The sequence below is a fragment of the Acidimicrobiales bacterium genome (assembly GCA_035531755.1).
Taxonomy (GTDB): domain Bacteria; phylum Actinomycetota; class Acidimicrobiia; order Acidimicrobiales; family UBA8190; genus DATKSK01.
Map to the genome: position 1 here is coordinate 22,142 of DATKSK010000026.1, position 13,381 is coordinate 35,522.

A 13,381-nucleotide genomic window follows, 5' to 3' on the forward strand; every position below is an offset into this window, starting at 1 on the left:
CCCATCGGGCGGTCGCCGGCGTCGGAGCCTGCGCCGGCCGCGGCGACACGGGTCCGCGCCGGCTGGGGCTACGCCGGCAGCCGGGCCCGGAAGGCCTTGACCCCCTCCACGGCCGCGCCGGCTTGCCGGACGGCGTGGGCGAGGGCGGCGTCGGAGGTCACCACCGTCACCGTGCCGAGGTCGCCCAACGAGGGGAGCAGATCCTCGATGGCCCGGTCGGCGGCGTTCGGCCCGCCCGGCGCGAAGCGGGCGTCGATCCCGGCGGCGGCGGCGTCCTCGACCTCCCCGGGACCGGGGCGCCCGTCGAACACCACCGTGACCTCGTCGTCGGGGCCGGCCAGGGTGGCGAGCGCCGCCACGAGCCGGCGGCGCGCCCCCGGCCGGTCGCGCCACCACCCGTCGGGGACCGACCCGATGACGTTCATCCCGTCGACGACCCAGCGCACGGGCCTAGCCTGCATCACGGCGACAGGTCGGGCGACAGCGACGGGAATTCCCCGGGGCACCGGTCGGAGGCCCGCCCGCCCGGACGACAATGTGGGTGTGAGCCCTGTCCTACCGGAAGGAGTCGCCGTGTCCGAGTCGACCATCGAGCCCGACAACGGCGCGCCGGGCGGCGCCGAGGAGATGCGCCCCGGCGACGTCGGCTACGCGTCGCTGTGGGTCCCCGACGTCGAGCGCGCCGAGGCGTTCTACGGTGCGGTCCTCGGGTGGACCTTCGCGCCGGGGAGCGTGCCGCAGGGGCGCCAGGTGGCCGGCACCGAGCCCCACCACGGCATCTGGGGCGGGCAGGCTCGCAGCACGCTGTTCCTGTGCCACGCCGTGGACGACGTCGACGAGGCCGTGGCCCGGGTGCGCGCCGCGGGCGGCGACGCCGAGGAGCCCAGCGACGAACCCTACGGACGCGTCGCCACCTGTGCCGACGACCAGGGCATGCCCTTCGCCGTCTTCGAGCCGCCGACGGGCCCGCCGCCGCGCGGGGCGCCCCACGGGCGGCGCCAGGGCGACCTCGCCTACGTCACGCTCCTGGTGCGCGACTCGGCGCTGGCCCGGGCGTTCTTCGCCGCCGTGCTCGGGTGGTCCTTCGTTTCCGGACGCGTCGCCGACGGCTGGCAGACCGACGACGTGCGACCCGGGACCGGCCTCCAGGGCGGCCACGCCGAGGCGACGGTGGTGCCCATGTACCTCGTCGACGACATCGCCGCCGCCGTGGCGCGGGCCCGGGTGGCCGGCGGTGTCGCCTCCGACCCCGAGCGCCAGCCCTACGGGCTCCAGTCGACGTGCACCGACGACCAGGGGACCCGCTTCTACCTCGGCGAGCTCTGAAGGCGCCCTCGTCCAGCGCGCCCGGGCCCACCGCGCCGGCAGTCCAGCCGGGTCGTCCGGCCAGCCAGGAGGTGCAGCCGCACCCTGACCGTGCGGGCACGACCTTCGTCGAGGCCGGTGGCGACGCGCCGGGGTGTGTGGAACAGTGCGTGCGTGCCCGGCGGCTCCTTCGACGAGCGAATGGCCGAGGGGTACGACGCCGCCTCGGTGGAGCTGTTCGAGCCCGCTGTCGTCGACCCCGTCGTCGGCTTCCTGGCCGACCTGGCAGGTGACGGCAAAGCGCTCGAGCTGGGCGTCGGCACCGGTCGGATCGCCCTGCCCCTCAGCCGCCGGGGGGTGCGCGTCCACGGCATCGACCTGTCTCCCGCCATGGCTGCCCGGCTGCGGGACAAGCCGGGCGGGGACGAGGTCGAGGTGACCATCGGCGACTTCGCCACCACCCGGGTGGACGGGACGTTCCGGCTCGCCTACGTCGTGTACAACACGATCGAGAACCTGACCACCCAGGACGAGCAGGTCGACTGTTTCTGCACGGTCGCCGCCCATCTCGAGCCCCGGGGCTGCTTCGTCGTCGAGGTCGAGGTCCCGGCCCTGCGGCTCCTCCCGCCCGGCGAGACGGTCCGGGCGTTCACCGTCCGCCCGCCGCACCTGGGCTTCGACGAACTCGACGTGGCCACACAGCGCGGGATCTCGCATCATTACTGGGTGGCCGCCGGGCGCGGTGAGGTGGTGTCGATGCCCTTTCGCTACGTCTGGCCGGCAGAGCTCGACTTGATGGCGCGCATCGCCGGGATGTCGCTGCGCGAGCGCTGGGGCGGTTGGAACCGCGAGCCGTTCACCGGCGACAGTAGGAGGCACGTGTCGGTGTGGGAGAAGGTGCCCTAGCGCCGCGCACGGCCCTCGGCCTCAGGTGGTCGACCCCACCGCCGAGCCCACGACCCCGGACAACGCGTCGGGGGACCCCGCTGGGACGGGCGCGGTGCCCACACCGTGGGGCGCTGTGGCGTTCCCGGCGGCCCCGGTGGTCGGCTCCCCGGCCGGCGTGCCCGTGACCACGTCGGCGAGGCCGGCCGTCCCGGCGAGGAAGGTCTCGATGGCTTCGGGCTCGATGGGCCGCGAGAACAGGAAGCCCTGCCCGCGGTCGCAGTGCTCCTGCTGGAGCTTGAGCAGCTGGTCGTTGTCCTCGATCCCCTCGGCGAGGGTCTCCAGCCCGAGGGTCCGGCCCAGCTCCACCAGCGTGTGGATCAACGCCGACGACTCCGGGGAGTCGGCCATGGCGGCGATGAAGGACCGGTCGATCTTGAGGGCATCGACCGGGAACTGGCGCAGGTACGCCAACGACGAGTACCCGGTGCCGAAGTCGTCGATGGCGACGTGCACACCGAGCTCCTTGATCTCGCGCAGGCGCAGGACCGTGGCGTCGGCGTCGCGCATCAGGGTGCTCTCGGTGATCTCGATGACGAGCGATGTGGGGTCGAGGCCGCTCGACACCAGCGCCTCCTTGACGTGGTCGACGAAGGCGGGGATCTCGAGCTGGCGCATCGACACGTTCACCGACATCGACAGCCGGTGCCCGCGGGCGTGCCACTCGGCTGCTTGGCGGCAGGCTTCGATCAGCGCCCACCGGCCCACGTCGACGATGAGGCCCGAGTCCTCGAGCATGGGGATGAAGTGGTCGGGAGGGACGACCCCGCGGCTCGGGTGCCGCCACCGCATGAGCGCCTCGACGCCCGACACGTTGACGTGATCGAGGTCGAACACCGGTTGGTACAGGAGGAAGAACTGGTTTTGGGCGAGCGCCGAGCGCAGGTCCGACTCGATCTCGATGCGGTCGAGGACGGCGGTCTGCATCTCCGGCTGGAACAGCGCCGAGCGGTTCTTGCCCAGGGCCTTGGCCCGGTAGAGCGCGATGTCGGCGTCGCGCAGCAGCTCGTGTGCCGAGTTCCGCTGGCCGCCGGCGATGCCGATGCTCGCGGACACCGTCAACGGCACGGTCTGGTACCCGTCGAGGCGGAACGGCTCGCGCAGCGCGTCGTGGAGGCGTTCGGCCACCATCTCGGGGCCCGCGCCGAGCGACGCGCCCTCGGCGAGGACGACGAACTCGTCGCCGCCGAGACGCCCCACGGTGTCGCTGGCGCGCAGGATGCCGACGAAGCGCGCCGCCACCGCCTGCAGGACCTTGTCGCCGGCGTCGTGACCCAGGGAGTCGTTGATGTCCTTGAAATTGTCGAGGTCGACGAACAACGCCGCCACGGGGCGATACTCGCGCCGGGCCCGCACGAGCATCTGGTCGGCCCGGTCGTGGATGAGCGTCCGGTTGGGCAGCCCCGTGAGCGGGTCGTGCAGGGCGGCGTGGGCGAGCTGGGACTCGGCCTCCTTGCGCTCGGTGATGTCGCGCAGGTTGGCCACATACCCCCCGACCGACGGGTTGTCCTTCAGGTTGCTCACCACCGCCTCGGCGTAGCGGCACGTGCCGTCGGCGTGCTCCATGCGGAACTGGATGGGCTCGGTGACCGTGACGGTCTGCAGCAGGGCGCCGAACTGCGCCTCGACGTAGGCGCGGTCGTCGGGATGCACGAGCTCGGTGGCGCGCAGGCCGAGGACCTCCTCGGGCTCCCGGCCGAGCAGCGAGGCCACCGCCGGGCTGGCGTACATGATCTTGGCTTCGGCACCCATGACGAGGGTCGTGTCGGTGGAGTTCTGCACGAGCGAGCGGAACCGCTCCTCGCTGGCGCGCATCGAGGTCTCGGCCTCCTCCTTCTGCTCGACGGTGGCGCCGGCCATGCGGATGACGAACACGAGCACGAACGCGCCCATCAGCCCGAGCGCCTCGGCCTTGCCCACGGACAGCAACGAGGGCGCCCATCCCTGCCAGATGGCCAGCTGGCCGGCACCGGTGCCGACGAGGCTCCACAGCGCGGTGACCCGCCACGTGCGCGAGCCGTCGTGGGACACGTTCTCGAGTGCCACGAAGGCGAAGGCGCCGATGAGCACGGGGCCCCAGCCGCTCAGGTAGATCACGACGGTCACCGCGGCGGCGTGGCACGCCACCCGGGCGTGGAGGCGCCGGCGCGTGGGGTGGCGGCGGTAGAGCAGCTCCAAGGCCGCGCTCGTCACCGGGATGGTGACGAAGACCGCCAGCCACAGCCACACCGGCTCGTGGGCGACCACGCGGAAGTGCCGGAGGACGAGGATCGCCACCAGCGCGGCCGGGCCCATCAGGTAGCCCAGCACGTAGGGGTCGAGCCGGACGCGCCGGGTCGCCGCCGCTGGCGCCATGAGCGTCCCGTCCCCCGCCGTCGCCTCGGTCGACCCCGCGGCCATCAGTCACCCCCCGCCATGAGCAGCCAGTTCGCGCTCTCCGTATCGACGGACCTGCGAGAAGCCTTGAGGGGCCGCCCGCAGGTCCGTCACCCGCACGGACTCACCGGGGCCGCCACCACCTGTAGGGCGGAGGCCTCATTCTCCGTCCCGAGCCCTTGTCCAAGGCCACCACCTGCTCATATGATCATCCTTTGTGTCGAGCTGGCCACGTAGAGTGATCATCATCGGGGTCATCCTCTCCGTGGTCGGGGGGATCCGGCTCTCCGCGCCCCAGGACCCGGGGCTGGCCGCCGCCCTGGCCGCCGCCCTGGCCGTGGCCGTGGTCACCTACGGGATCGCCTCGGCCCGGCCGTTCCACCGCCGCCCGTGGCGCATCGCCTGGACGGGGATCGGGCTGGGCCTGTTCTGCCTCGTCGGCGCGGCCGTGGTGCAGATGCTCCACGTCGGCGCGCTGCCCGGCACCGGGCCGCCGATCGTGCTCGACGCCGGGGCCGCCGTGCTCGCCATCACCGGGCTGGCGTCGCTGCTGCACCAGCGCCTCCCCGGGCGCGCCGTCGAGGCGGTGGCCGAGGCGGTGGTGGTGACGCTGTCGCTGGCGTTCGTGGTCCTCGCCCTCGTGGTCGTCCCGCTCCACGGATGGCGGCCCACCCACGACCTGCCTGCCCTGGCCGTGCCGCTCCTCGACCTCGTCGCGTTGTGGCTGGCATGCAGCCTGGTGTCGCTCACCGATCGTCACCCCGCCTGCTACCGGCTGCTCATCGCCGCGTTCGTCTGCCTCTTCGTGGCCCACGCCGCCGCCGCCGCCCTCTCCCTGGCGCGGCGCTCCCCGAACAGCGCGCCGGTCGACGCCGCCGCCCTCGCCGGCACCACGCTGTGGGGGCTCGTGTTCCTGCACCCGTCACGCCGGGCCGCCTTCGACCCGGTGCCGCTGCGCTCGATGCGCCCGAGCGCCGTGAAGGTGGCCCTGCTCGTGGCCATGGCGCTCGTCGTCCCCGGCGTCCTGAGCGCCCAGATCGTGATCGGGAGGTCCGACCGGGTCCCCGCCCTGACCGTGGGCGCCACCCTGCTGCCCGCCCTCGTGCTGCTCTATCTCGTGCACCAGGTCTTCACCCACGCTGCCGCCGAGTACCGCGCCCAGCACGATCCCCTGACCGGTGTGTGCAACCGCCTGCTGTTCGAGGACCGGCTGGGCCTCTCGCTCGCCCAGGCCGACCGCAACGGCGGCTCGGTGGCGGTGATGTTCCTCGACCTCGACCGGTTCAAGGGCATCAACGACAGCCTCGGGCACGCCGTGGGCAACCAGCTCCTGCAGGCCGTGGTCAAGCGCCTGCAGGGTTGCCTGCGCGAGCAGGACACCCTGGCGCGCTTCGGTGGGGACGAGTTCACCCTCCTCATCCCGGACGGACGCCCCGCCGACGAGTCGGTCGTGAGGGTGGCGGAGCGGATCCTGGCCCGCTTCGGCGAGCCGTTCAGCGTGGGGAGCCGCCAGCTGTCGGTGAAGGCGAGTATCGGCGTGGCGATCTCCCCCCAGGACGGGCAGGACGCCGAGACACTCCTGAAGCACGCCGACACCGCCATGTACCAGGCCAAGGCGGCCGGGAGGAACACCATCGAGGTCTTCGACTCGGCCATGAGCGCCCGGGCCCGGCTGCGCTTCGCCTTCGAGGAGAGCCTGCGCGCCGCGGTGGAGTGCGGACGCCTGGCCGTCCACTACCAGCCGAAGCTCGAGGTCGCCACGGGGAGGATCGCCGGCGTGGAGGCGTTGGCGCGCTGGGAGCACCCCCGTCTCGGCTTCATCCCGCCGTGGGCGTTCATCCCCCTGGCCGAGGAGACGAGCCTCGTCGCCACCCTCGGCCAGTGGGTGCTCGAGACCGCGTGCGTCCAGGCCCGGCACTGGCAGCAGGACGGGCTCCCGCCCGTGCCGGTGGCGGTCAACCTGTCCCCGCGGCAGTTCGGGGACGGGTCGGTCCTGGCGATGGTGACCGACGCCCTGCACAGCTCCGGGCTCGATCCCACGCTGCTCGAGCTCGAGATCACCGAGAGCGTCCTCATGGAGAACAGGGCGACGGTGGCCGAGAGCCTGCGCGACCTGCGGGCCCGGGGCGTGCGCGTCGCCATCGACGACTTCGGCACGGGCTACAACGCCCTGACGTACCTCGCCGAGATCCCCGTCGACGCCATCAAGATCGACCGGTCGTTCGTGGCGCGCATCGAGGAGGGTGGGGGGGCCTCCATCGTGGGCGCCGTCATCGCCCTGGCCCACAGCCTCGACCTGGACGTGATCGCCGAGGGAGTGGAGACCGACGCCCAGCTGCGTTTCCTCGAAGGCCACGGGTGCGACCAGGTGCAGGGGTTCCGGTTCAGCCCGCCCGTGCCGCCGGCGGAGATGTCGGCGCTCATCGAGAGCCCCGTGCGCCTGTTCACCGACTGGAAGGACGAGGTGGCGGCCATGGCCTCGCCCAACTCGGTGGTCTCCCCGGCTCGCTTCGAGGCCCTGCTCGACTCCATGCTGCAGCAGGGACACTGGCCCGCAGGCGTGGACACCGAGGCGATCGAGGCGGTCCTGGCGGCCCTCCAACCCGAGGACCTGCGCAAGGTCCGCGGCGCTCGCGCCCCGAAGCCCGGCGCCGCCCAGCCGAGCTGGCGCCTCGCCTGATCAGCGCGGCCGCGACCACCACCCGAGCACCCCGACCGCCAGGCCGGCCTCGGCGAGCTGCTCCAGGGCGAGCGAGACCTCGCCGATGGCGAGCCCGCAGCGCTTGACGATGGACTCGAGCGTCGCCGGGTCGTGGTCGATCGCCCGCCGCACCCGCCGGGCCACCGCGCTCAGGGCGGGTCGGGCCGCAGCACCCGCCACCCGGCGGCCGTGCGCACCGCGCCGGCCCGGCGGGGCGATCCCGGAGTCGGAGGCGATGGCGAGCTCGATGGCGGTGAGCACGTCCTGGGCGTCGCGCACGAGCACGGCCCCGTCGGCGATCAAGCGGTTCGACCCCGCCGACGCCGGGCTGCGCACCGAGCCCGGGACGGCCGCCACGGTGACGCCGCGCTGCTCGGCGGCGTCCACGGTGTGCAGCGACCCACCGCGGTGGTGGCACTCGACCACCACCACGACGTGGGCCAGGGCCGCCATCACGCGATTGCGGACGGCGAACCACCACCGGGCGCTGGGGCCGCCGGGCGGGACCTCCGACAGCAGCGCGCCGCGGGCGGCGACGGCGGCGTGCAACGTCGCCCGGGCGCCCTGCGCGGGGGTGTCGAGCGACGTCCCGACGACCCCGACCGGGGGGGCGCCGGCCTCGGCGCCGAGCACCCCGGCGTGGGCGGCAGCATCGATCCCGCGGGCGAGGCCCGACACCACCACGACGCCCGCGCTCGCCAGGTCGCGTCCGAGCTCGGCGGCCACACCCAGCCCGTAGGGGGTGGCCGCCCGCGTCCCCACGAGAGCCACGCGCGGACGGCCCTCGAGCACGTCGACGTCCCCCCGCACGAAGAGCACGGCTGGCGCCTGGTGGTCGGCGGCCAGCGCGCCAGGGTACCCGGGGCAGCCGAGGACGCGCACCGCGATGTCGGTCCGGGCGCAGAGGGCGGCCACGGCGTCGAGGGTGTCGGAAGTGGCCTTGTGGCGATAGCGGCGATCGGGGTCGGCGCGGTGGCGGCCGGCGGCGATGGCTTCCCACGCCGCCACCGGCGTGTAGCCGTCGAGGAACCGCCGAAGGGTCGCGGGCGACGATCCCAGCGCCGCCAGGGCGGCGCCGTGACGCTCCTCGCCGGTGAGCACGCCGGTCGACGTCACGGGCGCGCTCCGGGCACCAACAGCGACCGGGCCGTCCGGAGGTTGAGGGCCTCGGCCACCTCGTTGGTCCCCACCGGCCCCTCGACGCCGTCGAGGTCGGCGATGGTCCGCGCCACGCGGCGCACACGGTGCAGCCCGCGTGCCGACAGCGCGCCGGCCCGCACGCGCCGCTCCAGCAGGGCCGCGGCGTCGGGCGAGAGCGGGATGAGCCCGTCGAGGGCGTGGAGGGGGATGTCCGCACTGCACCGCACGCCGCGCGCCGCGGCGACGTCGCGCACGGCCCGGACGCGTGCCGCCACTGCGGCCGAGGACTCACCCGGCGGGCCCCCCAGCAGCTCGTCCACGTCAGGGCGCTCGAGCGGGATGGCCAGGTCGAAGCGGTCGAGCAGCGGCGCGGAGAGACGGCGGAGGTAGCGCTGACGCATGACGTCGGTGCAGCGGCACGAGCCCGGGAGCGCCCCGTCGCCGCAGGGACACGGGTTCATGGCGCCGACGAGGAGGACGCGCGCCGGCAGGTCGGCGCCGGCTCGTGCCCGTCGCACGCGGATGACGTGCTCCTCGAGTGGCTGGCGCAGGGCGTCGAGGACCATCGCCGGGAACTCGCCGAGCTCGTCGAGGAAGAGGACCCCGGCGTGCGCCAGCGAGACCTCGCCGGGGCGCAACCACGGTGAGCCGCCCCCGACCAGCGCGACGTCGGTGGCGCCGTGGTGCGGCGCCCGGAACGGCGGCCGGATCGGGAAGGCGCCGTCGGCGACCGCCACGCCGGCGGCGGAGTGGATACGGAGGACCTCGAGCGCCTCCGCCGCGGTCAACGGTGGCAGGATCCCGGCAAGGCGCGTGGCGAGCATCGTCTTGCCGGACCCGGGCGGCCCCACCATGAGCAGGTGGTGGCCGCCGGCGGCGGCGATCTCGAGGGCGCGGCGCGCCACCCGTTGCCCCCGGACGTCGCACAGGTCGGGCACGACGCCGGTGTCGGGCCGCCCCCCGGCGGGCGGCGGTGGGGCCGGCCACGGGGCCCGGTCCCGCAAGGAGTCCACCAGCCCGGCCACGGTAGACGCGGGCCGGACCCGGTCGCCGGCCACGAGCCGCGCCTCAGCGGCCGCCCCGGCCGGGACCACGACGCGCCCTCCGGAGATGGCCGCCACCAGCGACACGATCCCCGGGACCGGTCGGACCGACCCGTCGAGCCCGAGCTCGCCGAGGAACCCGGTGCCCTCGACGCACCCGGCGGGCAACGCCTCGGCCGCCACGAGGAGGCCGACGGCGATGGCCAGGTCGAGGCCGGCGCCCGACTTCCGGATGCCCGACGGCGCCAGGTTCACCGTGACGCGGCGGGCCGGCCACGGCAGCTTGCTCGACAGCAGCGCGGCCCGGACGCGGTCGCGCGACTCGCGCACGGCGGCGTCGGGCAGGCCGACGACCGTGAACCCGGGCAGGCCGGAGGAGACGTGCACCTCCACCGACACGGGGCGGCCGTCGACACCCTGCAGGGTGGCCGAGGGGATACAGGCGAGCATGGCGACACTCCGGCGGGCGAGCGGTCCCGGTTCGTGGCGGGGCCGATGCGGACGGGAACGGGCCGCTGGAGCTGCGCCGGCCGCGCGAGGCACTGCGACGAGCGTAGGTGGGGGGTGTGTCAGTCCCCGGTCCCGCCCGGGCGCGACGGAGCGCCGCCACGGGCGAGCTCGGCGTCGAGCTCCGCGCCGAGCAGCACCGCCACCGCCGTCACGAAGAGCCACAGCAGCAGGGCGGCGACCCCGGCGAAGGCGCCGTAGGTGCGGGACTGGTGGCCGAAGTGGTCGAGATAGAAGGAGAAGGCGGCCGAGGCCGCCAGCCAGCCCAGCGCGGCCGCCGCCGCTCCCGGGCTCACCAGCCGCAGCCGCGCCCGGGGGTGGTTCGGGCCCAGGGCGTAGTACGCCGACAGCAGCAGCATGACGAGCGCCAAGGCTCCCACCCACCGGATCGCCACCCAGGTGGCGTCGAAGGTCGGGCGGGCCAACGCCACCGACGACGGCAGCAGGCTCCGGATCGGGTCGCCGAGCACCGACAGCCCCGATGCCGCACCACCGAGCGCCACGGTCAGCCCGAGCAGCGGGAGCGCCACGACGCGACGGCGGACGAACCCCCGGTCCGCCTCGATCTCGTAGGCGACGTCGAGGCCGATCTGGAGCGCGGCCATGGCCTCCACCGCGCTCCACAGCGCCACCGCCAGCCCGACGGCCACCTCGACGCCACCGCCGGCACCGGTGAGCGGGTTGCGCAGGGCGGTGTCGATCGTCTGGGACGCCTGCACCGGCAGCACGACGGCGATGCCGTGCACCAGGCTGCGGCGTTGCGTGGCGGACAGGCCCACGAGCCCGAGGACGCCGACGGCGGCGACGATGGCGGGGAAGATGGCGAGGAACCAGTGGAACGCCAGGCCCGCCGCGTTCGTCGTGATGCGGTCCCTCGCCGAGCGGACGAGCGTGGCGCGGACGACGGGCCACCACCGCGCGGCCCGGTGCAGCGCGCCGCGGGTGCCCCGTCGACCCTCGGCTCGCGCCGGACTGCGGTGCCGGCGCGCGTCACCCGCGGCGGGGAGGCGGTCCTCCACCTCGTGGTCAGGCGGTGCCGGGCTCGGTGGGCGGCGACAGCAGGAGGTGGACGGCGGCGGCCACGGCCCCGCCGACCAGCAACGCCGTCCCGAGGAATTCCGCACCGAGCTTCCGTACCATGGGGCCCCCTCGCTCGCCGATACCGAGCAGGCTAACCCCGTGACCGGGCCCGGCCCCGGTTCCCCGCACTCACCGCACGGGCTGGCCCGCACCGTCGACGGCGTACCAGAGACCACCGGAGTTGTCCCGCCCCTCCCCCGTCGCCTGGCCCGGCGCGGTGTCGCCGATCCAGCGGTACAGGGGCCAGCCCGCGTACGTCACCTGCAGGGTGCCGTCGCTGCGACGCGTCGTGGCGACCACGGCGGCGTCGGCGTCGGGCCCGGTGACGGGGGTGGCCACACCCGAGGGCAGTGTCAGCGGAGGCCACTGCGACGCGCAGGACGCCGTACATGTCGATCGCCCCCGGCCGTGGTCGGGCACGAAGAGGTAGAGCGTGAGCCCGTAGCCGTCCACGAGCACCGTGCCGAGTCCCGTGACCGTCGCCGTGTGCACCATGTAGCCGGGTCCCCCGGGGCCCGTCGTCGGCGCCCCGGCGGCCGACACCGTGCCCACGTCACCGGCCCCGCCGCAGGCGCCGAGCACCACCGCCGCCACGGTCACCACGATCGGGGCCGCCAGCTTCGCCACCACCGATCGCGCGCCCACTGTCGCCGCATGGTACCCCCGCCGCCCGGGCGTGAACCGGCGACAGCCTGGGACCGCAGACGGCGGGGCCCCGGGCTTGCCGGCGTCCGACGAGGCAGGGGTCAGCGGCCCTTGAAGTTCGGCTCGCGCTTCTCGGCGAAGGCGCGCATGGCCTCGGCCGTGTCCTCGGTGAAGAAGTTGACCGTCTGGCAACGGGCCTCGTCCTCGAGGGCCTGGGCCATGGTCACCGACATGGCGTTGTCGAGCAGCGCCTTGGTCATCGAGAGGGCGATCGGCGGTCCCGCCGCCAGGCGGCGCGCCCACTCCCCGACGAAGGCGTCGAGCTCGGCGTCGGGAACCACACGGTTGACGAGCCCGACGTCCGCCGCCTCCTGGGCCGACAGGATGTCGGCGAAGTACGCCAGCTCCTTCGCCTTGTGCAGGCCGATGAGCCGGGGCAGGAGCCACGACGACCCTCCGTCGACCGACAGGCCCCGTTTGGCGAAGATCTCCGAGAACCGCGCGTTGTCCGAGGCCACCGTCAGGTCGCAGGCGAGTGCCAGGCTCATGCCCGCCCCGGCGGCGATCCCACGCACCTTGGCGATCGTCGGCTTGGGCAGCCGGTGCAGCGCCAGCATCACCTGGCCGAAGAACCGCATGCGCACGAGGTGGGGATCGGCGGGGTCGCCGCTCACCCCGCTCGGGTCGGCGATGTCGGCGCCCGAGCAGAACGCACCCCCGGCGCCGGTCAGGACGACGACCCGGTCCTCACGCCGGCGTGCCACCTCGCCGACCATGTCGATCAGCTCCTGCCACATGAGGCCGTTGCCGGCATTCTTGCGCTCCGGCCGGTTGAGGGTGACCGTCACGATCCCCTCGGCGCGTTCCACGATGATGGTCTCGGTGCTCACAGGGCGACACCCTATCGACCCGAGCGCGTGCGCTCCCGTGTCGCCGACCGCTCAGAAGGCGTCCTCGAGCACCTCGACCTCGAGCGCACCGTCGGGCCCGCGGGTCACGGCGGCGACGTCGAACCGCACGCGCTCGTAGCGAGACCCACCCGGACGGTGGCCGTGCAGCCACCGGGTGGCCAGGCGTCGCAGTCGCCGCTGCTTGCCGGCGGTGACGGCCTCGAAGGGCGAGCCGAAGCGCGCCGAGGCCCGGGTCTTCACCTCGCAGAACACCACCACGTCGCCCGCCGCGCTCCGGGCCACGAGGTCGATCTCCCCCTCGGCGCACCGCCAGTTGCGGGCGAGCACCTCGTAGGACGCCTCGCGGTACCAGGCCGCGGCGGCGTCCTCGCCCCGGGCACCGAATGCCACCCGGCCACCGCCGGGCATCTCAGGTGTCGCGTTCGGGCAGCCGCTCGACGTTGACGTCCCGGAAGGTGAGCACCTGCACGTGCGGCACGAAACGCGCCGGGCGGTACATGTCCCACACCCAGGCGTCGTTCAGCTCGAGCTCGACGCACGTCGGGGACGACGCGTCGCGCACCGTCACCTTGACCTCGTTGGCCAGGTAGAAGCGGCGCTCGGTCTCGACGACGTACCGGAACAGCGGGAGCACCGTGCGGTACTCCTGCACGAGGGCCAGCTCGATCTCGGCCTCGTACCGTTCGAGGTCCTCTTCGCTCATCGTCGCTCGGCCACCATCGCCTCGA

12 protein-coding genes are annotated in these 13,381 nt (G+C 74.2%); 3 read left to right on the forward strand and 9 right to left on the reverse strand.

Translation table 11 applies throughout. The annotated features are described in order from the left end of the window. Positions 1 to 68: 68 nt before the first annotated feature. Entirely contained in the window at positions 69 to 446 is a 378-nt protein-coding gene (locus tag VMV22_05315) for an NYN domain-containing protein (GenBank protein HUY21740.1), read from the reverse strand. Between the two features lie 127 nt (positions 447 to 573). On the opposite strand from VMV22_05315, the gene VMV22_05320 reads away from it, so the two are divergent. Both VMV22_05320 and VMV22_05325 read left to right on the forward strand, forming a co-directional pair. Further along, positions 574 to 1,326 carry a VOC family protein gene (locus tag VMV22_05320; protein ID HUY21741.1) on the forward strand — a complete coding sequence of 251 codons (753 nt, stop codon included), beginning with the start codon at positions 574 to 576 and terminating at the stop codon, positions 1,324 to 1,326. Positions 1,327 to 1,479: 153 nt separating this feature from the next. Next, complete coding sequence (locus tag VMV22_05325) at positions 1,480 to 2,211, forward strand: class I SAM-dependent methyltransferase (protein ID HUY21742.1); 732 nt, start codon at positions 1,480 to 1,482, stop codon at positions 2,209 to 2,211. A gap of 21 nt (positions 2,212 to 2,232) precedes the next feature. Here VMV22_05325 and VMV22_05330 read toward each other — a convergent pair whose 3' ends face one another. Then, positions 2,233 to 4,650 (reverse strand): EAL domain-containing protein, encoded by a 2,418-nt coding sequence (locus tag VMV22_05330; protein HUY21743.1) that lies wholly within the window; start codon positions 4,648 to 4,650, stop codon positions 2,233 to 2,235. Between the two features lie 193 nt (positions 4,651 to 4,843). Between VMV22_05330 and VMV22_05335 the strand changes: the two genes are divergently transcribed. After that, complete coding sequence (locus VMV22_05335) at positions 4,844 to 7,306, forward strand: EAL domain-containing protein (protein HUY21744.1); 2,463 nt, start codon at positions 4,844 to 4,846, stop codon at positions 7,304 to 7,306. Here VMV22_05335 and VMV22_05340 read toward each other — a convergent pair whose 3' ends face one another. From VMV22_05340 to VMV22_05370, 7 genes are all read right to left on the reverse strand, one after another. After that, positions 7,307 to 8,443 (reverse strand): DNA-processing protein DprA, encoded by a 1,137-nt coding sequence (locus VMV22_05340; GenBank protein HUY21745.1) that lies wholly within the window; start codon positions 8,441 to 8,443, stop codon positions 7,307 to 7,309. Then, complete coding sequence (locus VMV22_05345) at positions 8,440 to 9,960, reverse strand: YifB family Mg chelatase-like AAA ATPase (GenBank protein HUY21746.1); 1,521 nt, start codon at positions 9,958 to 9,960, stop codon at positions 8,440 to 8,442. Before VMV22_05345 ends, VMV22_05340 begins: the two co-directional genes overlap by 4 nt. A gap of 119 nt (positions 9,961 to 10,079) precedes the next feature. Beyond that, positions 10,080 to 11,036 carry a YihY/virulence factor BrkB family protein gene (locus tag VMV22_05350; protein ID HUY21747.1) on the reverse strand — a complete coding sequence of 319 codons (957 nt, stop codon included), beginning with the start codon at positions 11,034 to 11,036 and terminating at the stop codon, positions 10,080 to 10,082. A gap of 190 nt (positions 11,037 to 11,226) precedes the next feature. Further along, complete coding sequence (locus VMV22_05355; GenBank protein ID HUY21748.1) at positions 11,227 to 11,742, reverse strand: hypothetical protein; 516 nt, start codon at positions 11,740 to 11,742, stop codon at positions 11,227 to 11,229. Between the two features lie 101 nt (positions 11,743 to 11,843). Further along, a complete protein-coding gene (locus VMV22_05360; GenBank protein HUY21749.1) occupies positions 11,844 to 12,632 on the reverse strand; it encodes an enoyl-CoA hydratase in 789 nt (262 codons plus the stop codon). A 51-nt stretch (positions 12,633 to 12,683) separates the two neighbouring features. Then, the gene (locus VMV22_05365; protein HUY21750.1) at positions 12,684 to 13,043 is read right to left on the reverse strand and encodes a YraN family protein; all 360 of its coding nucleotides are present in this window, start codon (positions 13,041 to 13,043) and stop codon (positions 12,684 to 12,686) included. 19 nt (positions 13,044 to 13,062) lie between these two features. Further along, positions 13,063 to 13,356, reverse strand: a complete 294-nt coding sequence (locus tag VMV22_05370; protein ID HUY21751.1) for a DUF2469 family protein — start codon at positions 13,354 to 13,356, stop codon at positions 13,063 to 13,065. Positions 13,357 to 13,381 lie beyond the last annotated feature (25 nt).